Annotated in this window: 28 protein-coding genes and 1 tRNA gene; 18 read left to right on the top strand and 11 right to left on the bottom strand. The window is 71.8% G+C overall.

What is annotated here, in order from left to right; translation table 11 throughout:
- Nucleotides 1-9: 9 nt before the first annotated feature.
- The gene (locus tag FDO65_RS09815; protein WP_205849876.1) at nucleotides 10-501 is read right to left on the bottom strand and encodes a MogA/MoaB family molybdenum cofactor biosynthesis protein; all 492 of its coding nucleotides are present in this window, start codon (nucleotides 499-501) and stop codon (nucleotides 10-12) included.
- A gap of 192 nt (nucleotides 502-693) precedes the next feature.
- Between FDO65_RS09815 and FDO65_RS09820 the strand changes: the two genes are divergently transcribed.
- The 10 genes from FDO65_RS09820 (at nucleotide 694) to FDO65_RS09865 (ending at nucleotide 9314) form a co-directional block, all read left to right on the top strand.
- Nucleotides 694-1284, top strand: a complete 591-nt coding sequence (locus FDO65_RS09820) for a biotin transporter BioY (protein ID WP_205849877.1) — start codon at nucleotides 694-696, stop codon at nucleotides 1282-1284.
- 22 nt (nucleotides 1285-1306) lie between these two features.
- Nucleotides 1307-2632 (top strand): AMP-binding protein, encoded by a 1326-nt coding sequence (locus FDO65_RS09825; protein ID WP_137449121.1) that lies wholly within the window; start codon nucleotides 1307-1309, stop codon nucleotides 2630-2632.
- 60 nt (nucleotides 2633-2692) lie between these two features.
- A complete protein-coding gene (locus FDO65_RS09830) occupies nucleotides 2693-3895 on the top strand; it encodes a thiolase family protein (protein ID WP_137449122.1) in 1203 nt (400 codons plus the stop codon).
- On the top strand, nucleotides 3892-4572 hold the full coding sequence (locus FDO65_RS09835; RefSeq protein ID WP_137449123.1) for an energy-coupling factor ABC transporter ATP-binding protein: 681 nt from the start codon (nucleotides 3892-3894) through the stop codon (nucleotides 4570-4572). The genes FDO65_RS09830 and FDO65_RS09835 overlap by 4 nt, the downstream gene beginning before the upstream one ends.
- A complete protein-coding gene (locus tag FDO65_RS09840) occupies nucleotides 4569-5162 on the top strand; it encodes an energy-coupling factor transporter transmembrane component T family protein (protein ID WP_137449124.1) in 594 nt (197 codons plus the stop codon). The genes FDO65_RS09835 and FDO65_RS09840 overlap by 4 nt, the downstream gene beginning before the upstream one ends.
- Before the next feature lie 98 nt (nucleotides 5163-5260).
- Entirely contained in the window at nucleotides 5261-5818 is a 558-nt protein-coding gene (locus tag FDO65_RS09845) for a DUF1810 domain-containing protein (protein WP_137449125.1), read from the top strand.
- Nucleotides 5819-6033: 215 nt separating this feature from the next.
- Nucleotides 6034-6840 (top strand): DUF4397 domain-containing protein, encoded by an 807-nt coding sequence (locus FDO65_RS09850; RefSeq protein WP_137449126.1) that lies wholly within the window; start codon nucleotides 6034-6036, stop codon nucleotides 6838-6840.
- Nucleotides 6841-6869: 29 nt separating this feature from the next.
- Complete coding sequence (locus FDO65_RS09855; RefSeq protein ID WP_137449127.1) at nucleotides 6870-7658, top strand: class F sortase; 789 nt, start codon at nucleotides 6870-6872, stop codon at nucleotides 7656-7658.
- A gap of 80 nt (nucleotides 7659-7738) precedes the next feature.
- A complete protein-coding gene (locus FDO65_RS09860) occupies nucleotides 7739-8428 on the top strand; it encodes an RNA polymerase sigma factor (RefSeq protein WP_240757521.1) in 690 nt (229 codons plus the stop codon).
- Nucleotides 8421-9314 (top strand): anti-sigma factor, encoded by an 894-nt coding sequence (locus FDO65_RS09865; protein WP_137449128.1) that lies wholly within the window; start codon nucleotides 8421-8423, stop codon nucleotides 9312-9314. Before FDO65_RS09860 ends, FDO65_RS09865 begins: the two co-directional genes overlap by 8 nt.
- 18 nt (nucleotides 9315-9332) lie before the next feature.
- Here the strand turns inward: FDO65_RS09865 and FDO65_RS09870 are convergent, their stop codons facing one another.
- From FDO65_RS09870 to FDO65_RS09905, 8 genes are all read right to left on the bottom strand, one after another.
- Entirely contained in the window at nucleotides 9333-9854 is a 522-nt protein-coding gene (locus FDO65_RS09870) for an O-acetyl-ADP-ribose deacetylase (RefSeq protein ID WP_137449129.1), read from the bottom strand.
- Nucleotides 9855-9895: 41 nt separating this feature from the next.
- The gene (locus FDO65_RS09875; RefSeq protein ID WP_137449130.1) at nucleotides 9896-10372 is read right to left on the bottom strand and encodes a VOC family protein; all 477 of its coding nucleotides are present in this window, start codon (nucleotides 10370-10372) and stop codon (nucleotides 9896-9898) included.
- A 73-nt stretch (nucleotides 10373-10445) separates the two neighbouring features.
- Nucleotides 10446-11480: a hypothetical protein gene (locus tag FDO65_RS09880; RefSeq protein WP_137449131.1), complete on the bottom strand. Its 1035-nt coding sequence runs from the start codon at nucleotides 11478-11480 to the stop codon at nucleotides 10446-10448.
- On the bottom strand, nucleotides 11477-12301 hold the full coding sequence (locus FDO65_RS09885) for a hypothetical protein (protein WP_137449132.1): 825 nt from the start codon (nucleotides 12299-12301) through the stop codon (nucleotides 11477-11479). The genes FDO65_RS09880 and FDO65_RS09885 overlap by 4 nt, the downstream gene beginning before the upstream one ends.
- A gap of 200 nt (nucleotides 12302-12501) precedes the next feature.
- Nucleotides 12502-13431: a hypothetical protein gene (locus FDO65_RS09890; RefSeq protein WP_137449133.1), complete on the bottom strand. Its 930-nt coding sequence runs from the start codon at nucleotides 13429-13431 to the stop codon at nucleotides 12502-12504.
- An 83-nt stretch (nucleotides 13432-13514) separates the two neighbouring features.
- Nucleotides 13515-14429, bottom strand: coding sequence for an ABC transporter ATP-binding protein (locus tag FDO65_RS09895; protein ID WP_205849879.1), 915 nt, complete (start codon nucleotides 14427-14429; stop codon nucleotides 13515-13517).
- Nucleotides 14426-14770 (bottom strand): GntR family transcriptional regulator, encoded by a 345-nt coding sequence (locus tag FDO65_RS09900; RefSeq protein ID WP_137449135.1) that lies wholly within the window; start codon nucleotides 14768-14770, stop codon nucleotides 14426-14428. Before FDO65_RS09900 ends, FDO65_RS09895 begins: the two co-directional genes overlap by 4 nt.
- 187 nt (nucleotides 14771-14957) lie before the next feature.
- Nucleotides 14958-15614, bottom strand: a complete 657-nt coding sequence (locus tag FDO65_RS09905; RefSeq protein ID WP_166442110.1) for an HAD-IA family hydrolase — start codon at nucleotides 15612-15614, stop codon at nucleotides 14958-14960.
- Between the two features lie 80 nt (nucleotides 15615-15694).
- Between FDO65_RS09905 and FDO65_RS09910 the strand changes: the two genes are divergently transcribed.
- A complete protein-coding gene (locus FDO65_RS09910; RefSeq protein WP_137449137.1) occupies nucleotides 15695-16231 on the top strand; it encodes a metallophosphoesterase family protein in 537 nt (178 codons plus the stop codon).
- Nucleotides 16232-16367: 136 nt separating this feature from the next.
- Nucleotides 16368-17354, top strand: coding sequence for a TIGR03557 family F420-dependent LLM class oxidoreductase (locus FDO65_RS09915; protein WP_137449138.1), 987 nt, complete (start codon nucleotides 16368-16370; stop codon nucleotides 17352-17354).
- A gap of 121 nt (nucleotides 17355-17475) precedes the next feature.
- On the opposite strand, the gene FDO65_RS09920 is transcribed toward FDO65_RS09915, so the two are convergent.
- Nucleotides 17476-17847: a VOC family protein gene (locus FDO65_RS09920; protein WP_137449139.1), complete on the bottom strand. Its 372-nt coding sequence runs from the start codon at nucleotides 17845-17847 to the stop codon at nucleotides 17476-17478.
- Between the two features lie 38 nt (nucleotides 17848-17885).
- On the opposite strand from FDO65_RS09920, the gene FDO65_RS09925 reads away from it, so the two are divergent.
- The 5 genes from FDO65_RS09925 (at nucleotide 17886) to FDO65_RS09945 (ending at nucleotide 21470) form a co-directional block, all read left to right on the top strand.
- On the top strand, nucleotides 17886-18281 hold the full coding sequence (locus FDO65_RS09925; RefSeq protein WP_137449140.1) for a PPOX class F420-dependent oxidoreductase: 396 nt from the start codon (nucleotides 17886-17888) through the stop codon (nucleotides 18279-18281).
- A gap of 104 nt (nucleotides 18282-18385) precedes the next feature.
- Complete coding sequence (locus tag FDO65_RS09930) at nucleotides 18386-18625, top strand: heavy-metal-associated domain-containing protein (protein WP_137449141.1); 240 nt, start codon at nucleotides 18386-18388, stop codon at nucleotides 18623-18625.
- Nucleotides 18622-20910 (top strand): heavy metal translocating P-type ATPase, encoded by a 2289-nt coding sequence (locus tag FDO65_RS09935; protein WP_137449142.1) that lies wholly within the window; start codon nucleotides 18622-18624, stop codon nucleotides 20908-20910. Before FDO65_RS09930 ends, FDO65_RS09935 begins: the two co-directional genes overlap by 4 nt.
- Before the next feature lie 92 nt (nucleotides 20911-21002).
- A complete protein-coding gene (locus FDO65_RS09940; protein WP_137449143.1) occupies nucleotides 21003-21332 on the top strand; it encodes a metal-sensitive transcriptional regulator in 330 nt (109 codons plus the stop codon).
- 65 nt (nucleotides 21333-21397) lie between these two features.
- Nucleotides 21398-21470: transfer RNA gene (locus FDO65_RS09945), tRNA-Arg, on the top strand.
- A 313-nt stretch (nucleotides 21471-21783) separates the two neighbouring features.
- On the opposite strand, the gene FDO65_RS09950 is transcribed toward FDO65_RS09945, so the two are convergent.
- The gene (locus tag FDO65_RS09950) at nucleotides 21784-22050 is read right to left on the bottom strand and encodes a hypothetical protein (protein WP_137449144.1); all 267 of its coding nucleotides are present in this window, start codon (nucleotides 22048-22050) and stop codon (nucleotides 21784-21786) included.
- A 122-nt stretch (nucleotides 22051-22172) separates the two neighbouring features.
- Here FDO65_RS09950 and FDO65_RS09955 point away from each other — a divergent pair, with 122 nt between their 5' ends.
- Nucleotides 22173-22442 carry a helix-turn-helix domain-containing protein gene (locus FDO65_RS09955; protein WP_137449145.1) on the top strand — a complete coding sequence of 90 codons (270 nt, stop codon included), beginning with the start codon at nucleotides 22173-22175 and terminating at the stop codon, nucleotides 22440-22442.
- Nucleotides 22443-22487: the final 45 nt, after the last annotated feature.

Raw genomic sequence — 22487 nt, forward strand, 5'->3', positions numbered from 1 at the left:
ACCGCCGTCCTAGATCTCCGGATCGGAGAGCTCCTGGATGACGTGCACCGCGAGCGGGTTCAGCGTGGCCATCCCATCGCGGATGGCCGCCCGGGACCCGGCGATGTTGGCCACCAGGGTGGATCCCGAGACGCCGACCAGACCCCGGGAGACCACCGCGTCGGTGACGCCCGCCGCCATCCCCGACCAGCGCAACGCCTGGGCGATACCGGGCAGTTCGCGGTCGATGACCTCGGCGGTGACGTCCGGGGTGACATCACGGGGGGACACCCCGGTGCCGCCGACCGTGACGACCAGGTCGACTCCCCCGATGACCGCGGTGTTGAGTGCGGTCCGGATCGCGACGGTGTCGGACGGCACCGCGACCGATCCGTCGACCACGAAACCGGCCTCGCTCAGCAGCTCCGTGACCAGCGCCCCCGCGCCCTCGTCGTCCTCACCGTGCAGCGTGTGATCGGTGATCGACACGATCAACGCGCGTCCCGCGTGGATGGATGACATGGTTCCTGGTCCTCCCGATGACCGCCCCGACGCCGACCGGTCGGTGGCGTACACCCGGCTTCTCGAGCGACCGGGGCCAAAGCAGCCTATCGACCGCCCCGCCCCGCGCATTTCGGGCCCCGCCGGTGGATGCGAAACTCAGCTGCCCCGCTCGGACGCCACCGTCCGCCCCACCCGTCCTCAGGAGTTGCCGTGCCGTCCCGTCGCACCACCGCGCGCGATCTCGCGCAGATCGCCATCTTCGCGGCACTCATCGCCGCCCTGGGGCTGCCCGGGGCGATCTCGGTCGGCGGCCTCGGGGTGCCGATCACCCTGCAGACCCTCGGCGTCATCCTGGCCGGCGGCATCCTCGGCGCCCGCAAGGGCGGGCTGGCGATCGTCGTCTTCCTGGTGCTGACCACCGCCGGTCTGCCGTTGCTGGCCGGCGGCCGGGGCGGTCTCGGAGTGTGGACCGGCCCCACCGCCGGCTACCTCATCGGCTGGCTCCCGGCGGTCCTGCTCATCGGTTTCCTCACCGCCCGGCTGCTGCCGAGCTATCCGTTCTGGTCCGGGTTGATCGCGAACCTCATCGGCGGGGTGCTCGTCATCCACGCGTTCGGGGTGGCGGTGCTGACGCTGCGGGTCGGGCTCGGTCCCGCCCTGACCGGTGACCTCCCGTTCCTGCCCGGCGACGCCGTGAAGGCGCTGGTCGCGACGGTGGTCATCAAGCAGGTCCACCGGGCCTACCCGGGCCTCATCCCGCTCCCGGCCACCGCCCGGTCCGGCCGCGGCCCCGCCGCCTGACCGGGGCGACCCGACGGTGCCGGTGGCTCCTGACCTGCGACTGGGCGGCCACCCCGCGGCGACCGCCCTGCACCTGGACGGCCACACCGTCACCTACGGTGACCTGGGCGCTCTCGTCGCCGATCGCTCGGCCGCCCGGTCCGCGGAACCGGCCGACGCGGTCCTGGACCTGACCGGCCGACCGGTGACCGAGGTCCTGGTCGAGGTGTTCGCCGCCGCGGCGGCCCGGTGCCGGATCCGGCTGGCCGATCCCGCCGCCCCGGCCCCGGCCGCCGCGGGACCGCCGGACGAGACGCACGGCGGGCCGGGTGACGCCGCGGACCCGCACTGGCTGACGGTCGTCACCTCGGGCAGCTCCGGGTCCCCGCGGGCCGTGCGCCGGTCCGTGGGCTCGTGGACCGCGTCGTTCGCGGCGTTGTCGACGCTCATCGGCTTCTCCGGCGCCGACCGGGTGCTGCTCACCGGGCCGCTGCACGCGACGCTGCACCTGTTCGCCGCCGTCCACGCCCTCGCCGGGGGCGGGGAAGTCACCGACGCCCCGGAGCGGGCGACCATCGCCCACGCCGTGCCGGCGGTCCTGGGGGACCTCGTCTCCGACCCGCGGACGAGCGGCCTGCGCACCGTCGTCGTGGCGGGTGCCGCCGTCGACCCGGACCTGATCGACGCCGCGGCACACCGGGGCCTGTCCACCGTCGAGTACTACGGCGCGGCCGAGCTGTCGTTCGTGTCCGCCGGGGTCCGGCGGCCCGGCGGGTCACCCGGCCTGCGGCCGTTCCCCGGCGTCACCGTCGACGTCCGCGACGGGGAGATCTGGGTCCGGTCGCCCTATCTGTCCAGTGGGTATCCGACCGGCGTCACGGGCCCGTTCCGCCAGGACGACGCCGGGTTCGCCACGGTGGGCGACCGGGGGGTGCTGACGGCCGACGGCCACCTGCTGGTGCGGGGCCGGGGGTCGTCGGCGATCACCGTCGGCGGCGCCACGGTGCTGGCCGAGGACGTGGAGGCCGCTCTGGTTCCGCTGGTGACCCGGGCCCGTCGTTCCGTTGCCGGTCGTCCCGCCCACGCGGCGACGGTCGCGGTGGTCGGGGCACCGGTCCCTCGCCTGGCCGCCGTGGTGGTCGCCGTGATCGCCGACGACGACGGGCCCCTGGACGTGGCCGCCCTCCGCGCGGCCGCCCGCCGATCGCTGACCGGGGCGTCACTACCCCGTCGCTGGCTCGCCGCCGACCGGCTCCCCCGCACCCCGGGCGGCAAGCTGGCCCGGGGTGCCCTGCAGGACGCCGTGCGCCGGTACCTGGCCGGTCGACCGCCCGCACCGGGCGACCCTCGGCTGCGCCCGTTGTCCTGACCGCCCTCGGTCACCACGGTGGGCGGGGCGGCCCCCGCCGCGCCGGTTACCGTGACCGGCGTGCCCGCCCCCGCCCGCGATCCACGCGCCGTCGTCCTCACGGCCGGTCGCCGCACACCGGTCGGCACGGCCGGGCACTCGTTGGCCGCCGTCGACGTGGTCGGGCTGGCCGCTCCGGTGCTGGCGGCCGTCGCCACCGCAGTGGCCCCGGCGGGGCGAGGGGTCGACGAGGTCCTGCTCGGCAACTGCCTCGGCCCGGGCGGTGACGTGGCCCGGGTCTCGGCGCTGGCCGCCGGTCTGGGCGCGGAGGTTCCCGGCGTGACCGTGGACCGGCAGTGCGGGTCGGGCCTGGAGGCGATCCGGCTGGCCGCCGCCCTCGTCCGGGCCGGCGATGCGGACCTCGTCCTGGCCGGCGGTGTCGAGTCGGCGAGCACGGCGCCGTGGCGGTTCTGGCCGCCGGACCGGACGGCCGCCGGACCAACCGCCATGGACCCGGCGCACCGCTATACCCGGGCTCCGTTCGCCCCGCCCGGTTTCGCCGACCCGGACATGGGGATGGCCGCCGACGACCTCGCCGCCGCCCGGGGCATCGACCGGGACCGGCAGGACGCCTACGCCGCCCGCTCGCACGCGCGAACGGTGGCCGCCGTGCGGGACGGGGTGTTCGACGCCGAGCTGGTCCCGGTCGCCGGGGTGCGACGGGACGACCGGCCCCGGCCGGGGCTCGACGAGACGCGGCTCGCCCGGCTGCGCCCCGCTTTCCCGGCCCGGACCGACGGCGTCCGCCCGACGGCTACGGCCGGTAATTCCTGCGGCATCTCCGACGGCGCGGCGGCGGTCGCGGTCACCACGGCCGCGGTGGCCCGCGCCTCCGGGTCGCCGTACCTGGAGGTGATGGGCGGGGCGGTGGCCGCCGCGGATCCGGCCCTGCCGGGGGCGGTCCCGGCGTTGGCGGTGCGGCGGCTGCTGGACCGCCACGGCCTGACGGTCGACGACGTCGACGCCGTGGAGCTGACCGAGGCGTTCGCCTCGGTGGTGCTGGCCGCGGTGGACGAGCTGGCCATCGATCCGGATCGGGTCTGCACCGAGGGCGGAGCGATCGGTCTGGGGCATCCGTGGGGTGCGTCGGGGGCCCTGCTCGTCCTACGGCTGCTGTCCCGGCTCGGTCGTGCGGACGTCCGGCCGGGGGCCCACGGGGTGGCGGTCTGTGCGATCGGTGGCGGGCAGGCTGTGGCCCTGCTGGTCCGGGCGGGCGGGCGATGAGCGAGATCGTCCTGAGCGGGGTGTCCCACCACTACGGGGAACGCGCGGTGCTGCACGGCGTGGACCTGCGACTCACCGAGCACCGCATCGGCATCGTCGGGGCAAACGGGTCGGGCAAGTCGACCCTGGCCCGCATGATCAACGGCCTGGTCTCGCCCAGCCGGGGCACGGTGTCGGTCGACGGGTTCGACGCGACGCGTCAGGGCCGGGAGGTGCGGCGGCGGGTCGGCTTCGTGTTCACCGACCCCGACAACCAGATCGTGATGCCGACCGTCGCCGAGGATCTGGCGTTCTCGTTGCGACGTCGAGGGCTGTCCAGAGCCGAGGTCGCGGAACGGGTGTCGACGGCGCTGGAGCGGTTCGGCCTGGCCGGCCACGCCGACCACCCGACCCATCTGCTGTCCGGGGGTCAGAAGCAGTTGCTGGCCCTGGCGGCCGTGATGATCACCGAACCCGCGGTGGTGGTGGCCGACGAGCCGACGACGCTCCTCGATCTGCGCAACGGCCGTCTGGTGCACGGCCTGCTCAGCGCCCTGCCGGCCCAGGTGGTGCTGGTGACCCACCACCTGGACCTGCTGGCCGGATGGGATCGGGCCATCCTGATCGATGCGGGGCGGGTCGTCGCGGACGACGTACCGGAGCGGACGGTCGCCGTCTACCGGGAGCTGATGGCGTGATCGGTCTCTACCGTCCCGGTTCGTCCCCGCTGCACCGGGCGCCCGCGGGCCTGAAGCTGTTCGGACTGCTCGTGGTCGTCACCGTGATCGTGCTGCTGCAGTCCCCCTGGCAGCTCGCGGTGGCCGCGGTACTGGTGGCCGCCGGGTTCGCGGTCGCCCGGATCCCGGCGCGGGTGGCCGTCGCGCAGCTCTGGCCGATGCGGTGGCTGCTGCTCGTCACGGCGGTCTTCCAGGTGGTCTTCACCGGCCCGGAACGGGCCGTCATGGTGTGCGGCACCCTGCTGCTGACGGTGGCGGCGGCCGCGTTGGTCACCCTCACCACCCGCGTCACGGCCATGCTCGATCTGTGCCGTCGGCTGCTGCATCCGTTGCGGCGCTGGGTCGATGCCGACCGGGTGGGGCTGCTGCTGGCCCTGACCATCCGGTGCGTCCCCCTGCTCGCGACGGTGGTGTCGGAGGTATCGGCGGCGAGAAAAGCCCGAGGGCAGTCGTTCTCCCTGCGGGCCATCGCCGCTCCGGTCGTCGTGCGGGCCCTGCGTACCGCGGACGAGATGGGGGCCGCGCTGATGGCGCGCGGTGTCGATGACTGATCGGGACGGCGCGGCAACCGGCTGACACGGCACCCCGCCGGCCGATCCCGGCCGGCGGCAACCGAGCGATCGGCGGTGACCCGGCCTACCGTCGAGGGATGAGCGGAACTACCGGACCGACCGCCGGAGATCGACCGACGTCGGGCGAAGATCGTTTCCACCTCGGGCGTTTCGTGACGGCCCAGGACGAGGGGGCCGTCTTCGAGCGTGCGCTCGCCGAGGTGGCGGCGGGGTCCAAACGCAGCCACTGGATGTGGTTCGTCTATCCCCAGATCGCGGGGCTGGGCGGGAGCCCGATGGCCCGGCGGTACGCCGTGTCCGGCCTGACCGAGGCCCGCGCCTACCTGGCTCACCCAGTGCTCGGCCCCCGGTTGCTCGCGGCGGCCCGGGCCGCGGCGACCACCCCCGGGCGAACGGCGGAATCCGTCTTCGGCGGGATCGACGCGATGAAACTGCTTTCCAGCATGACGCTTTTCGCGATGGCTGCCGAGGCCGACGACGGCGAGGGCAATGCTGGGCCGGATGACCCGGATGACGCCTGGCGACGCACGACCGCGCAGGCCTGCCGCGACGTGCTGGCCCGGTTCTTCGCCGGTGAACCGGATCCGGCCACCGTTCGACTGGTGGAGGTCGATGCGTCGGCAACGGAAAACTGAATCGTTCCACCATTTCTCGGAAAGAAACGGTACCCCAGAACAGGCGGGTCCAAACACGTCTTTTCGGCGGAAAGCCTCCCGCCACATGCGTTGTGCAGCAGGCGTTTTCACCACGGCGCAGATTCTTCGGGACAATCAACGAAAAGATGCATCCGCCCTGTGAGGTACCTGGGTAATGCCAGTCACGGACACCCGGTCCCGAGCAAGGAGGAGCCATGAAACGAGTTCTCGCCGCTACCGCAGTGGGCGGCCTGGCCCTGGCCACGGCATTCCTGGGCGCCGCGTCGGCATCCGCCGCCGACACGGCGACCGTGTACGTCGTGCACGGCATCCCGGACACCCCCGTCGACGTCTACGTCAACGGGGAGCGCACGCTCGACGACTTCCAGCCCGAGACCGTGGCCGGCCCACTGGATCTCCCGGCCGGTTCGTACAAGGTCGACATCACCGCGGCCGACGCCGCGGACGACTCGTCGCCCCTGCTGAGCACCACCGCCGACCTCAAGGGCGGGGACAACGTCTCGCTGGTCGCCAACCTCGACACCTCCGGCAACCCGACCGTCAACGCCTTCGTCAACGACGTCTCGAGCGTCGGCGCCGGTGAGAGCCGCGTCGTCGTCCGACATGTCGCGGCTGCTCCGGCGGTCGACGTGCGCGCCGGCGGCAAGGTCGTGCTGTCGGACGTGACCAACCCGAACGAGGGCTCCCTGACCGTGCCGGCCGGCACCGTCTCGGCGGACGTCACCCTCGCCGGTACCGACACCGTGGTCATCGGGCCGGCCGACCTGAAGCTGGCCGAAGGCACCGCGACCTTCGTGCACGCCGTCGGCAGCGCCGACAAGGGCACCCTGGGTCTGGTTTCCTTCACCGTCAGCGGCCTGCACTCGGCGCCGGGCGGCGTTCCCGCCGGCACCGGCCCGGCCGACAACGCCTGGGCCCTGCCGCTCGCCGGTGTCGTCCTGGTCGGCGGCGTCGCCCTGCTGCTGACCAGCGGTCGCCGTCTGCGGGCCGACAAGTCCTGATCACCGGGATCTGAAGGTCTGTTCACCGCATGAGCACCGATGAGCGCCGGTCCCGCCGCCCCGCCCTGCTGGGTGTGGCAGCGGGACTGGCGCTCATTCTTCTCGCCCCCCTGGTCTGGTGGGGGCTGCAGCCCAGTGCAGCCGGGCAGCAGGTGAGCACCGTCAATGTGGCCGCAGCCGAGCAGTTGGCCGGCTCGCAAGCCGTCACACCGTTCTCGGCACCCCCGTCGACCGTGCTCGATCCGAGCATGCCGCCGGCTCCGGCTGCCGATTCGCCGCCCTCGGCCGAGCTCTCCGCCGGCACGGGATCCGCCGCCGAGCCCGCTCCGCCGTCGGAGACAGCCACCGCGGCATCGGTATCCCCCCCGCTCGCCGACCCCGTCTCACTGTCGTTGCCGACCCTGGGCGTCGACGCCACCGTCGTCCCCGTCGGGGTCACCACCAACGGGGAGATGGAGGTCCCTCGTGACGTCGGCACGGTCGGCTGGTACCGGTTCGGTCCGGCCCCCGGCGCTTCGGCCGGTTCCGCCGTCATCACCGGCCACGTCGACGACGTGAACCAGGGCACCGGCGCGTTCGCCCGCCTGGGCGACCTGCAGCCGGGCGATCCGCTGTCGGTCGTCGACGTCGACGGCCGCACGTTGTCCTACACCGTGCTGGCCCGGGAACAGTGGCCCAAGTCGCAGGTCCCGCTGGAGCGGCTGTTCGACCGCGGCGGCGAACCGCGACTGGTCCTCATCACCTGCGGCGGGGCGTTCGACGACAACGTCCTGGGCTACGACGACAACATCGCGATCACGGCGGTTCGGGTCGGCTGAATGCCGCCACCCGGTCGAATTCTTCGCCTCACGGCCCCCCGCGCACGCGAAGTGGCCCGGATTCCCTTTAGGCTCGGGTGGTGTCCGATCCCCACGTCGTCGCTGCGGGGGTCTCACCCGATCCCGAGGACGGAGACGGACGCACCCAGCAGGACGCTCCTCCCGATCGCCCGTGCCCGGACGGCCAGCGGCCGACGGACGCGGAGCGGGAAGCAGCGGAGGCCCAGCGGGCCGCGGACACCGAGTGGGCGGTGCGTTTCCGGGACGGGGACGAGACCGCGTTGCGGTGGGCGTTCGACCGCTACGGCGGGATGGTGCTGCGGCTGGCCCGCCTCCGTCTCGGAGACCCGTTCGACGCCGAGGAACTGGTCCAGCAGGTGTACGTGCGGGCCTGGCGCGGCCGTCAGGGCTTCGACCCCGAACGCGGCACCCTGGCCTCCTGGTTGATGGGGATCGCCCGCCGTCAGGTGGCCGATCGGTATGCCGCACTGGACCGGGACCGAAAGATCCTGGCCGCTGCGCAACAAGTTGCCCCACCCGCGACGAACCCGAGAGCAACCGAAGACGTCGTTGACCGGGTAGTCATCACCGATGAGATAGCTCGGTTACCGGAGCAGCAGCGTCTGGTGCTGCAATTGGCGTTCTACGGGAGATTGACCCACTCGGAGATCGCCGACCGAACCGGACTACCGATCGGCACCGTGAAGAGCCACATCCGGCGGGCTCTGCTTCGACTCCGCGCAGCGTGGGGGGTGGACGGCCTTGGCTGACGACGCCTGGGACGAGCGTCTTCCCAGCGACCCCTCGGTCTGGTCGACGCTCTTCCCCGAGTGCACCAGCGAGCACCACCCGCTGGTCGACGACCTCGCGCTCGTCGCGGTCGGTGAGCGTCTGACTCCCGACCTGGAACAGCACATCCTGGACTGCCCGCCCTGTCTGCACGCCGCGTCGGCCTGGGTGGAACTGGCCGACCTGGCCGCCTTCGGCAATTCCACGGCCGACGTGCCCCCACCCGGTGGCGGGGTGTGGGCGGCGATCGGCTCCGAGCTCGACCTCACTCCCTCCGGGCCGGGACCCGGCGGTCCGGCACTGGGATCGGGCTCCCGGACGGACCCGGTGGGCGTGGGCCGGCCCGCCACGGGTCGCACTGCCCCCCCGGAGCCGGTATCCGGCGCGTCGGTCGCCGGGGCCGAGGCGACCGTGGTGCCGCTGTCCTCCCGCCGTCCGGCTCGGCGCTGGCTGGTGCCGGCGGCCGCCGCCGCGGCGGGTGTCGCGCTGGCCATCGGGGCGGCCGTGGTGGGGCAGCAACCCGACGCCGGCGAACTGCGGGCCGTGGCCGATCTGACGATCGTCCCCGGTGGCCCGGCGACCAGCGGCAGTCGCGGTGCGGCCGAGCTGATGGCGACACCGCAGGCGCAGATGGTGCGGGTCTCCGTCGACGACCTCCCGGCGGGCGCCAACTCCTACGAGGTGTGGTTGTTCGACGGCACGGGCGCCATGGTCTCGCTCGGTTTCCTGCGCGACGGTCAGGGCGTCTTCGCCGTGCCGGCCGGGGTGGACGTGAGCACGTTCAACACCGTCGACGTCTCGGACGAGCCCGGGGACGGCAACCCGGCGCACTCCGGCGTCAGCGTCGTGCGCGGCACCTTTGTCTGAGCCGGGCGGCTGCTCCGGTCACGGTGTCCCGGCGGCGACCCGCTCGGCGATCGCGAGGGTCGCCGCATCGAACAGGACCAGGACGGCCCGTTCCACCGCCGTGTCGCTCGATCGCAGCACGGACAGCGCCTGGCGCACCGCATCGTCCTTGGGCCACCGGTAGACCCCGGCCGAGACGAGTGGGAACGCGACCGTTCGGGCGCCGAGCTGGTCGGCGACGGCCAGGCTGCGCTGGTAGCAGGACCGCAGCAGCGGCGACTTGTCCTTCGTCTTCGCCCACGTGGGGCCCACGGTGTGGATCACCCAACGGGCGGGGAGCCGCCCCGCGGTCGTGGCCACCGCCTCGCCGGTCGGCAGCCCGTCCGGGTACTGCTCGGACCGGATGCGTCGGCATTCGGCCAGGATGTCCGGCCCGCCGCGGCGGTGAATGGCACCATCCACTCCCCCGCCACCGAGCAGGGAATGGTTGGCCGCGTTCACGATCGCGTCGACCCGCTGCCCGGTGATGTCGCCCTGGACGAGTTCGGTGGTCGCGGCCATGAGTGCTTGCGTACCGTGCCCGGGCCCGGATCAAACCCCGGTCAGCCGCGGGCCGCGGCCTCCAGGTCGGCGACGATCAGCTTGCGCATCCGGAGCATCGCCTGCATCACCCGGGCCACCACCTGCGGATCCGGATCGGCCTGCAGCCGGACCAGTTCGACCGGGACGATCTGCCAGGACACCCCGAACCGGTCCTTGAGCCAGCCGCACTGACTGGGCGAACCGCCCTCGGCCAGCAACGCCTCCCACAGCCGGTCGACCTCGGCCTGGCCGCCGTCCACCGTGACCGACAGGGAGAACGCCTCGTCGAGACGGAAGTGCGGGCCGCCGTTGAGCAGTTGCAGCGGCAGCCCGGCGACCACCAGGTCGGCGGTCATCGCCATGCCAGCGGGCAGTGGCGACCCCTCCGGGTAGTGGGTGACGGCGACGATCCGCGAGTCCGGGAACAGGCCGACGTAGAACTCGGCGGCCTCGGTGATGCGGCCGTCGAACCACAGGCACGGGGTGATGGTGCTCATCGCTGACTCCTCGCTGGCGGAACATCTGTCATCGGGGCAGACCGTGCGCGGCCGGGGAAGTCATCGGGTGGGGTCAGTCCGGCCGGCGGCGCAGCCCCCGAAAGCCGAGCCACCCGACCACCCCGGCCAGGCTCAGCACGATCGCCCCTTCGGTGGCCTGGAACCGCAGCCACTGTCCACCGGCGTGGAAGACGGTGACCTCGTCGACGTAACCGTCGGACACCAGGCAGCGCTCCCAGAAGGTGTCGAACGGTTCCTCCGGCACGTCGCCGGCGCAGCGGATGGCCGAGGAATCCATGGATCGCCCGTCCGGAGCCACGTAGCTGACGTCGAGCTCCCACGCCGAGCCGTTCGTTTCAGCCGTGGGCGACGTCCCGTCCGCACGGATGTCCGTCAGCGGTCGGACGACCGTCGTCGGTTCGGCGTAGTGGGAGCGCACCGAGGCCAGGCCGACGAGCACCAGCAGGGCACACCCGACGACCGACCCCACGAGGGCGACGATGGTGGCGCGGCGCCAGGCCCCCAGAGCCGCGCTCACCACGAACGCGAGCAGGAAGAAGGCGCCCAGGACCGGGCCGCTGGTCTCGAAGAACGGGGTGGTCATGGCGCTGCGCAGGAACGGCTGTACCGGCTCGAATGCCCAGCGGGCGAGCAGGCCGACACCGGCCCAGGCGAGGGCCAACGGCCCGGCGAGCAGGGCCAGCGTCGTCAGCCACCACCGCCTGGTCGTCACCCCCTGGGTCAGGGCCAGCGCGAGAGTCCCCCGCTCGGCCTCCCGGGCCACGCCCAACGCACCCAGGAGCGCACCCGTCGCCGTGGGCAGCACCAGCAGGACGAGCGTCACCATCGGGATCAGGTCACCGATGCGCAGGCCGGCCACGATCAGTCCCGCGCACCCGCTGACATCGGAACACCATCGGCCGTCCGCGACGTCGCCGACAGCGGAACGGAATGCGAGAAGCCCGGCCGTCAACAGCAGGACGGTTCCAGCCACCGCGAGCAGGGCGAAGCGATGAACCCGCCAGACCATCCACACCGCTGACGGTGGGCGCGTCACCGAACCGTCCGGCGGGGCATCGCACTCGCTCGCCGCGAAGTGGTGGCTCATCGCGACAACCTCCCGAGGCGCCACAACCCGCCGACGGCCGCGGCCAGACCGAGGATGGACACCAGCACCGTCTCGATGAGCTGGAACACTCTCCAACGTTCGACCGGTTGGAACGCGACGCTCTGAGCGACGACACCGAGCTCGCGCTGGCAGGAGAGCGTGTCCTGTTCGGTCCACGACGGGTCGGCTGTCGCCGGCCTCATACAGTGCTCGACCAGTACCTGCTCCTCGACCACGGAACCATCCGCACGGACATGCCAGTAGCCCAGGGTGAAGTCGGGGCTCACCGGCATGTCCGGAGTCGGGCGGATGTCGGTGCCCAGCAGCTCGATGGGAATGGTGGTGACGACCGGCGGCAGGTAGGAGGGTCGCAACCACAGGCCCACCGCCGACCCGGCCACCACCTGCAGGGCCAGCGTGACCACGATCGTCGCGGCGACGTTGCGCAGGAGAACGCCGATCAGGACGGCGATCCCGAAGGCCAGGAAGTAGTAGCCGCCCAGGACCGGCCCGCTGCCGAGGAAACTGGGCTGGCTCAGCGTCCATCCCGGCCCGGTGCTTGAGTCGGCCGGTAGCTGGTGGACCAGCAGTCCCAGCAGGCCGAACAGCACCGCCGGCCCGACGCCGAGGATGACCAGGCTGGCCGTCCACCATTGCGTCCGCTGCACTCCTTGCCCGAAAAGAGTCAGAGCGGTCCCGGTCTCGAGCTCGTGGGCCCAGGCCCGTGCGCCCATCACGGCCCCGGCCAGGGTCGGCGCCAGGAGCAGCACCAACAGCAGAACTCCTGCCGCGAAAGCGGTGAAGTGGTAGTCACCACCCACCGGTTCCGATGACCTGGCACGGGCGGCGTCAGCGTTCCAACGGCTCGCCCCTTCGATCCACACCGCCACGACAGCCAGCGTCACGACGCCGGCCGTCGTGACTCCCACAGCCCCCCGCTGCCGCCGCCACACCGTCCACCAGGCCGAGGGGGACGAGCACGGACGGGCGCCGCGACTGGAGCGGGTGGGCAGCTGGCTGGTCACCGTGCTCCCCGTGAACGCCGGAACCCGAGCACCGCGGCCCCCAGGCCGATCACTGTCGTCAGCGCCAGCTCGGTCAGCTGGAACCGCAGCCAGCGGTCGGCCGGCTGGTACACCAGTCGCTGCGCGACCACCTGCTCGGAGAAGCACCGCTGCCAGTCGGCGGACGTCTGGCCGTCGCAGGTGATCTGGCTGGCGGTCACCAAACCTCCCCGGGGGTCGACGTACACGTCGTCGAGGATCCAGTCGGGTGGCATCGGCCGGTCCGCGGACCACGTCTCGGCCGCAGTGATCGGCACCGTGGTCGTCAGGGGCGCCTGGTAGTGCGGGCGGACCCAGGTGCCGACGGCCAGCACGACCGCGACCGCCCCGACGAGGCCCAGGGTGATGGCCGCCGGAGTGTGGTGGGTCCACGCTCCGGCGGCCGCGGTGAGCCCGAGGGCGAGCAGGAAGTAGCCGGCCAGGACCGGCCCGGTGATCTCGAAGCCGGGGGTGCGCATCGGCTCGGACATCGACTCGAACGCGGCGTCGAACGTGGACCGGGCCAGTGCGCCGAGCGCGGCGAAGAGCAGCGCGACCGGGGCGGCGATCACCAGCATCCGGGCGACCCACCAGCGCCGAGCGGACAGACCCTGGGTCTGCAAGAGGATGTCGGTGCCGCGCTCCTGATCGCGGGCGAAGACCGCTGCTCCCACGAGGCAGCCGGTCACGGTCGGCAGCGCGAGGAGCGCAATGGTCAGCCCGGGCAGCACCTGACCCCGCTCCCACCACCACATGCCGTTCTCCACGCAGAATCCCGCCCACCCCGGGCACACCTCCTCCAACGGAGCGCCCTGAAGGGCCGCGGACGCCAGGTGACGCAGGATGGCCAGCACTCCGGCGAAAGCCCCGACGGTCAGCACCGTTCCGGTGATCGCGGCCCGATGCATTCGAAAGATCATCGGCACCGGCGACGGTCGCCTTCGGATGGACGGCGACGGACGGTGATCCCGGTCGGTCGGGCCAAGGGTGGTCACGCGCGCACCTCCCAGTCGTCGCGGTCCCGCTGGGCGTTGTCCTCGTCCTGGCGGAGGTAGGCCAGGACGACCTCGTCGAGAGTGGGCACACCGATGCCCCAGCGGTCCGAGGCCACCGACCGCGCATCTTCGCCGGCGGCACCCGCCAGCAGAGCGGTCGTCTGCCGGCCGACCGTGGTGGCGTGCACGACGCGACCCCTCAGCGCGTCCTGCTCGGCACTCGGCCCGGTGACCACCCGATGCCGGTCCAGCAGCTCGTCGATCGGCCCGGACAACCTGACCCGCCCACCCGTGAGCAGCACGAGATGGTCGCAGAGGTCGTCGATCTCGCTGATCACATGGGACGACAGCACCGTCGTCATCCCGGTGGCGGCGGCTTCCCGCAGCACGGTCGTCATGACGTGGGAGCGGGCCAGCGGGTCCAGCGCCGCGAACGGTTCGTCCAGGACCAGCAGGGCCGGCCGTCGGGCCAGCACCAGGGTGAGCGCCACCCGGGCCCGCTGCCCCACCGAGAGCCGGCCGACCCGATCGTCAAGCCCCAAACCGGCCTGGGCGATGAGCTCCTGCGCGTACTCCTGGTCCCAGCGGAGGTTGGTGGTCCGGCCGAACCGCAGGGTTTCCGCGATCGAGAAGTGGGGGAACAGCGGTCGCTGCTGGGACAGGAAGGCCAGGTCAGGCTGTGGTCGTCCCGGTTCGACGGTGCGGCCGAAGATGCGGATCGACCCGGCTGTGGGGGCGATCAACCCGGCGGCCAGCATCATCAGGGTGCTTTTGCCCGCTCCGTTGGGGCCGACCAGGGCACAGGTGACTCCGGCGGGAATGCGGAGGTCGCAGTCGCGCAGCGCCCAGGTTCGCCGGAAACGTCTGGCCAGACCGGCGGTCTCGAGGGCGACACCTTCGCGGTCGGTCATGACGTCCCACTTCCGTCGTCGTCCAGCACGGCTTTGATCAGCGCCTCGATGTCGGCCCGTTGCAACCCGGCGTCGTGAGCCTGGTCCACCCAGACCCGCAGCTCCCGGGCCAGCGGACTGTCCGGACCGACGTCCGGATGGTGCAGGGATTGGGTGACGTAGGTGCCGGACCCGGCCCGCCCCTGGACGAGTCCCTCGGCCTCCAGTTGGCGATACGCCTTGAGGACGGTGTTCGGGTTGATCTGCGTCATCCCGACGACTTCCCTACTGGTGGGCAACTTGTCGCCCGGGACCAGCAATCCCGTCCGGAGCGCCTGTCTGGTCTGGTGAACGATCTGCATGTACGTCGACACCCCTGACCGTCGATCGATGCGGTACTGGATCAAGCTCCCCACCTCACTAACTAAGTAGTGAGGTTAGGGCGAGGCGAGCTCCATCGCAAGACCCTGGAAACGACAAAGGGTGGGGGCCGCAGCCGCGACCACCCACCCCTCGTTCTGAAGCTCCGACCGCAGGCCGGTGGCCCGGTCAGTCCGGGATGGTCACCTCGATGCCACCCGCTCCCCCGTCGATGGGTCGGAAGGTGATCTGGTCGAAGGAGGTCACGGTCGGCGCGTCCAGTTCCCGGTGGGTGGTGAGGACCCCGACGACGATGCACCCGGCGGTGCGGGCGGAGACCACGCCGGCCGGCGCGTCCTCGACGGCCAGGCAGCGTTCGGGCGCGAACCCGAGCCGCTGCGCGCCGAGACGGAACAGTGCCGGATCGGGCTTGCCCAGCTCGACCTCGTCGGCGGTGACGACGACGTCCGGGCGTTCCAGTCCGGCTGCGGCGATCCGGGCGGACGACAGGCGCACGCTGCCGCTGGTGACGATGGCGACCCGGTCCCGGGGCAGCGTGGCGAGGGCGGCGACGGCACCGGGCTGGGCGGTGACCCCGTCGATGTCGGTGGCCTCGACGTCGGACATGAACGCGTGATGGTCGGCGACCTCCTCGGGCGTCAGCTCGGGCGCGAGGTCGGCCAGCACCTGCGGCACCGGGGTGCCGTGGATCCGCGGTTCGATCTTCTCCCACGGCATCCCGATGCGGTCGGCCAGCGCCCGCCAGCTGCGGTGCACGCTGCCGGACGAATCGACGAGCGTGCCGTCCAGGTCGAAGAGGATGGCGTCCACGGTCCACGAACTCATGCGCACACCCTGACACGTCCCGGGACGAGGCCGGTCCATGGGTGCGGCCGATACCGACGACCACGTCGCAGACTGGGTCCATGCACGTGCTGCTGCTGTCCGACACCCATGTGCCGAAGCGGGCCCGCGAATTGCCGGGCGGGCTGTGGGCCGACATCGAGGCGGCCGACGTCGTCGTGCATGCCGGGGACTGGGTGGTCCCCGCCCTGCTCGACGAGATCCAGGAACGGTCCCGGCGGCTGATCGGGGTGGCCGGGAACAACGACGGCACCGAGCTGCACGAACGTCTGGGTGAGGTCGCCACCATGACGTTGGGCGGTCTGCGGTTCGCGGTGGTGCACGAGACCGGGGCGAAGCAGGGCCGGGAGGCGCGGATGGACCGGGCGTTCCCGGATGCCGACGTCGTCGTCTTCGGCCACAGCCACATCCCGTGGGACACCCGGACCCCGCAGGGCCGCCGGCTGCTCAACCCCGGGTCGCCGACCGATCGCCGCCGCCAGCCGGTCGGCACCTACCTGACCCTCACCGTGGCCGACGGGCGGATCGAGGACCTGGTTTGGCACGAGATCCCGCCCCGCCCGGCGGCCGGCGACCCGACCGGCACGGGACCGGGGTGATCGACATGCCACTTCCGACCGTGCGGGCGTCATCGGACCGGTCGAAAGTGGCATGTCGATGGGCCACGTCCGCAACCGGCCGAACTCAGCAGCCCCCGGACGTTTTCAGCCCCTCCTCGGCGGACACCTGGCAGGCATGCAGAACATCGGCTACACCCTGATGACCGAGCAGACCGGTCCGCGTCAGCTCGTCGAGGATGCCGTCACCGCCGAGCGGGTCGGCTTCGACTTCGCCGTCTCCAGCGACCACTACTTCCCGTGGCTGGACGAGATGGGCCATTCCCCCAACGCCTGGGTCACCCTGGGTGCGGTCGCCCGGGCGACGGAGCGGATGGGCCTGATGACGTACGTGACCTGCCCGACGTTCCGCTACCACCCGGCGGTCGTCGCGCAGCAGGCCGCGACCCTACAGATCCTCTCGGACAACCGGTTCACCCTCGGCGTGGGCTCAGGCGAGAACCTCAACGAGCACATCATCGGGGCCGGCTGGCCCGGCGCGAACGAGCGGCAGGAGCGGCTGGTCGAGGCGCTCACCATCATCAACGCGCTGTTCGACGGTGGGTACGTGAACCTGCGGGGCGACTACTACCGGGTCGATTCGGCCAAGCTGTGGGACCTGCCCGACGTGCGGGTGCCGATCGGCGCGGCCGTGTCCGGCAAGCAGTCCTGCTCGATCTTCGCCCCGCTCGCCCAGGTGATGGTGGCCATCGACCCGGAGCCCGAGCTCGGCCAGTGGTGGGACGAAGCCCGGCAGGCCGTCGACAAGGACGCTCCGGCGAAGTCCCGCAAGGTCGGGCAGCTGCCGATCTCCTGGGGTGCGGACAAGGACGAGGCCACGCAGCGGGCGCACACACTGTTCCGCTGGAGCGTCGGCGGGTGGAAGGTCAACGCCGAACTGCCGAGTACGGCCGGCTTCGACCAGGCCGCGCAGACCACCCGCCCCGAGGACGTCGCCGAGCAGATCCCCTGCGGCAACGATGTCGACGCGGTCGTCGAGGCGGCGAAGAAGTTCGCCGACGCCGGCTACACCGACCTCGCCCTGGTGCAGATCGGAGCCGATCATCAGGACGAGTTCTTCCGGGCGGCCGAGAGCGAGATCATCCCGGCACTGCGGGCGTTGTGACTCAGGCCCGACCGGGGGTCGTCACCACCCCCGGTCGGACCGACCTACCCCGCCACCACCCCGCCGAATGCGCGGGTGCAGAAACTCGACCAGGAAGGTCGAACCGCGTCCTCGGAACGGGTCAACCGCGTTCGGCCGCGCTGCGCAGGACACAGAACTCGTTGCCCTCGGGATCGGCCAGCACCCACCACCCGGCGCCACCGCTGGTCCGGCGATCGTGCCGGACGGTCGCCCCCAGGCCCACCAGCCGCTCGACCTCCACGTCGCGGCCGTCCTCCGGTTCCAGACACAGGTGCATGCGGTTCTTCACCGTCTTGGCTTCCGGGACGGCCAGGAAGAGCAGTTCCCCGCCCCCGGCCAGCGGGATGCCGACCTCGTCATCGGTCGGCTCGTTGTCCGGGTCGACCGGACGACCCAGCGCGGCACTCCAGAAGTGCGCCAGATCCCAGGGGTGGGCGCAGTCGACGGTGGTGTTGAGGATGCGGGAAGCCATGGCCCCATGCTTCCAGTCGTCTCCGTACCGTCGGCGGTATGACCTCGTTGTCCGATGACCTGATCGCCCTGCTGCGTGGCCGCGCCACCTGCCACATCACGACCCTGATGCCGGACGGCTCTCCCCAGTTGACGCTGACCTGGGTCGACACCGACGGCGAGCAGGTCGTCGTCAACAGCGTGCTGACCCATCAGAAGGTGCGGAACGTCCAGCGTGATCCGCGGGTCGCGCTGGCCATCGGGGATCCGGCCCAGCCGTGGTCGTACACGCAGATCCGCGGCGAGGTCGTCGACATCACCACCGACGGTGCCGTCGACCACATCGAGGCCCTGTCCCGGCGGTACACCGGCCAGCCCTACCCCTGGTACGGGGGCCGGGACCAGACCCGGGTCCGGCTCCTCATCCGCGCGGATCGCATCAGCGCACCCTTCTGAGTCGAGCGGCGCCGGTCACCCCCACCTTGCGACAGGTACCCCCCAGGGGTATACCTGGAGGTACCCCCAGGGGGTACCGAGCGGTGAACGACGGAGGGTGCGAGATGACCACGCAGAACGCGACCACGGTGACCTACACGGTGACCGGGATGACATGCGGACACTGCGAGAACGCGGTCCGCGAGGAGGTCGGCGCCATTCCCGGCGTCGTCGGCGTGGACGTCAGTGCGACCACCGGGCAGCTGGTGATCAGCGTCGGAGACGGCGTGACCGTCAGCGATCAGGCCGTCCTGGACGCGGTCGACGAAGCCGGATACACCGCCACCCCAGGGCAGCCGGCATGACCACGCCTACCCCGCTGTCCCCCGCACTGGCCGACCAGCTCGCCCAGCCGTCCGCCACCATCATCGAGCTGTCGCTCACCGGCATGACCTGCGCCTCCTGCGCGGCCCGGATCGAGAAGAAGCTCAACCGCATGGACGGCATCACCGCGACCGTCAACTACGCCACCGAGACCGCGCACGTGGTCGGCCCGGCCGGCCAGCACGCACCGGACCTGGCCGCCGCGGCCATCGCCACGGTCGAACGCACCGGCTACGGCGCCACCCTGGTGCCGGACGAGCCGCCGACCACGTCGAACGACGCGGACCCTGAGCTCGACAGCCTCCGCCGGCGACTGATCCTCGCCGTCGTCCTGGCCGTCCCCACCATCGCCCTGGCCATGGTCCCGGCCCTGCAGTTCGACTACTGGGGGTGGGTGTCGCTGGCCCTGACCCTGCCCGTCGTGCTGTGGTCCGGATGGCCGTTCCACCGGGCCGCGCTGGTCAACCTGCGGCACGGCACGGCCACGATGGACACGTTGATCTCGTTGGGCACGCTCGCCGCCCTGGGCTGGTCGGTCTACGCCCTGGTCGTCGGCACGGCCGGGATGCCCGGCATGCGGCACGGTTTCGACTGGACCACGGAGAACACCGCCGGCGGGGCCCCTTCCACAATCTACCTCGAGGTGGCCGCCGGGGTCACGGCTTTCGTCCTCGCCGGGCGCTTCTTCGAGAAGCGGTCCAAGCGGCGGGCCGGTGCGGCGCTGCGCGCGCTGCTCGACCTCGGCGCCCGGGACGTCGCCGTCCGCAAGGACGGTCACGAGATCCGGCTGCCCATCGGCGCACTGCGGGTCGGCGACGAATTCGTCGTCCGTCCCGGCGAGAAGATCGCCACCGACGGCGTCGTCGTCTCCGGCACCTCCGCGGTCGACTCGTCGATGATCACCGGCGAGTCCATCCCCGTCGAGGTCGGACCGGGTACCGCCGTGGTCGGAGCGACCGTGAACTCCGGTGGCCGGCTCGTCGTGCGGGCGACCGGGGTCGGGGCCGACACCCAACTGGCCCGGATGGCCCGTCTGGTGCAGGACGCCCAGTCCGGCAAGGCCGAGATCCAGCGACTGGCCGACCGCATTTCCGCCGTGTTCGTCCCGGTCGTGCTGGCCATCGCCGCATCGACCCTGGCCGGCTGGCTGCTGACCGGACACTCCGCCACCGCGGCGTTCACCGCCGCCGTGGCCGTGTTGATCATCGCCTGCCCCTGCGCGCTGGGCCTGGCCACCCCGACGGCGCTGCTGGTCGGCACCGGCCGCGGCGCACAGCTCGGCCTGCTCATCAAGGGGCCCGAGGTGCTGGAGTCGACCCGCCGGGTCGACACCGTGCTGCTGGACAAGACCGGCACCGTGACCAGCGGCGACTTGGCCGTCACGGACGTCGTCCCGGCCGCCGGAGTCGACGCCGACGACCTGCTGCGCCGGGCCGGCGCGGTCGAATCCGGCTCCGAGCACCCCATCGGCCGGGCCATCGCCCGGGCCGCCGATCAGCGGACCGGCGAGCACCCTGCGGTGACGGGATTCGCCGCCCTGGCCGGGCTCGGCGTCCGCGGAACGGTGGACGGAGACCAGCTGGTCGTCGGCCGGCCCGCCCTGCTCGCCGACCTCGGCCTACCGATGCCCACCGGGCTGAGCGGCCCACTGGCCGACATCCAGCAGCAGGGGCGTTCGGTCGTGGCCGTCGGCTGGGCCGGTCGGGTCCAGGGGCTGATCGCGGTGGCCGACACGGTCAAACCCACCAGCGCCCGAGCCGTCGCCCGTTTGCAGGCGCTCGGCCTGCGGACCGTGCTGCTGACCGGTGACCAGCGCCCGGTGGCCGAACAGGTGGCCGCCGCCGTCGGCATCGACGACGTCATCGCCGAGGTCCTCCCGGAGGGCAAGGTGGCCGCGGTCGTCGAGCTCCAGGCCCAGGGTCGGGTGGTCGCGATGATCGGGGACGGCGTCAACGACGCCCCGGCCCTGGCCCGGGCCGACCTCGGCGTGGCCATGGGGACGGGCACTGACGCCGCCATCGAGGCCGCCGACATCACCGTGGTCGGCGGCGATCCCGCCGGTGCCGCCGACGCCATCCGGCTCGCCCGGCGTACCCTCGGCACCATCCGGACGAACCTGTTCTGGGCGTTCGCCTACAACATCGCCGCGATCCCGCTCGCCGCCGCCGGGCTGCTCAACCCGATGCTCGCCGGCGCCGCAATGGCGCTGTCCAGCGTGTTCGTCGTCGGCAACAGCCTGCGACTGCGGCGGTTCACCGCCGCCTGATCGGCCGGTCGCGGGTCCACCCGTCGTCCCGCGACCGGCACTAAGGTGCCAATCGTCCCGGCCCCGGACCGGCCGACGCCGAAGGAGATCCGATGTCCGAGACCACCGCCGACCCCGACTGCCACGACGGACACGCACCCGGCCACGGGTACATCCAGGACAAGGACAAGTACCTGGCCCGCCTCAAGCGGATCGAGGGCCAGGCCCGCGGCATCCACCGCATGGTCGATGAGAATCAGTACTGCATCGACATCCTCACGCAGATCTCGGCCCTGACCAGCGCCCTGCAGAACGTCGCCATCGGCCTGCTGGACGACCACCTGCGGCACTGCGTCGTCGACGCCGCCAAGTCCGGCGGACCCGCCGCCGACGCGAAAATGGCCGAGGCCTCCGCCGCCATCGCCCGCCTGGTCAAGTCCTGAACGCACGGCTCCGCCGCCCGACCGCCGACGACTAGACTCTCCCGGGGTTCGGTCCGCCGACCCCCGCCCTCATAGCTCAGGGGATAGAGCATCGGTTTCCTAAACCGTGTGTCGCAGGTTCGAATCCTGCTGGGGGCACAGAAGTTCGGGTAGACGCCGTCGCAGAGCGTCAGGATCGAACGCGCCGGGAACTGCCGTGACTGGGATACCCCAGTCTTCCGGGTCTTCTCTGAGGGCAGCGAGCAGGAGCCACGCTCGAAAGAGGTCCCGTTCGTCGAGCTCGGCCGGATCGGTGATCCGGTAGAGCTTAGAGAAGGTGTTTCGCACTCCGATCTGCGAGCCCACCTCAGTACGGATGACATCGACAATTCGCCTCAGTCCACCTTCGGTTCCAAAGGTCTGCGCCAAGAGAGCACTTCCCCAGGGAACCGGTCGAGTAACGACGGCCATTTCAGTTCTCCTCGTTCTTCGGGCTGGCGAGTAGGTATCGGTAGTCCGGCCGTTTGACTTCTTCGAGTAGGTCATCCAGGTCGAGCAAGAACACCCAGCGGGTGGTTCGGAGCTGTTCAACTGCGTCCTCAGGATCCGGAGGATCGACGGCCCGCTCCCCCATGACTAGGGCTCTAGCCTCGGCGGTCACGACGTCTAAGGCCATCAAGCACGCCCCGCACATCGGCACCGAGCGATCCTCGATCGGGGTCGGGGTGCCCTCGGCCATCGAACGCTGGTCGCAGAGCGAACGACGGTCCGTGAGCCAGAGATGGTGACGCTTTTGCGACATGGCAAAGATGCTATGTCGGTCGTATTGACACGTCAATCACTCGATGGCATGGTTGCCATATGGCAGAACTGACCCCGGGTCAGACAGTTCGTCGGGCCCGCGAGCAGCTCGGGCACACCCGCGACCACCTGGCCGTACTGGCTGACGTTTCCTCGAGCATGGTCGCCCGCTTGGAGCTGCGCGACCACATCCCGAATGTCCTTGCGCTGGGCCGGATCGTCCGTGTCCTGAACCTCGACATCTCCGACGTCGTCGCCGCGGTCGCGGCCGACGAGGCCGAGCGTCCCGACCGGCGACGAGGTGCCCGTCGCACACCCATCTCGGCGTAGAGCCGACCCCCCTGCTCCCCGGCGGTCTCGCTCCCTTGTCGGGGG

Source organism: Nakamurella flava (genome assembly GCF_005298075.1).
GTDB lineage: Bacteria > Actinomycetota > Actinomycetes > Mycobacteriales > Nakamurellaceae > Nakamurella > Nakamurella flava.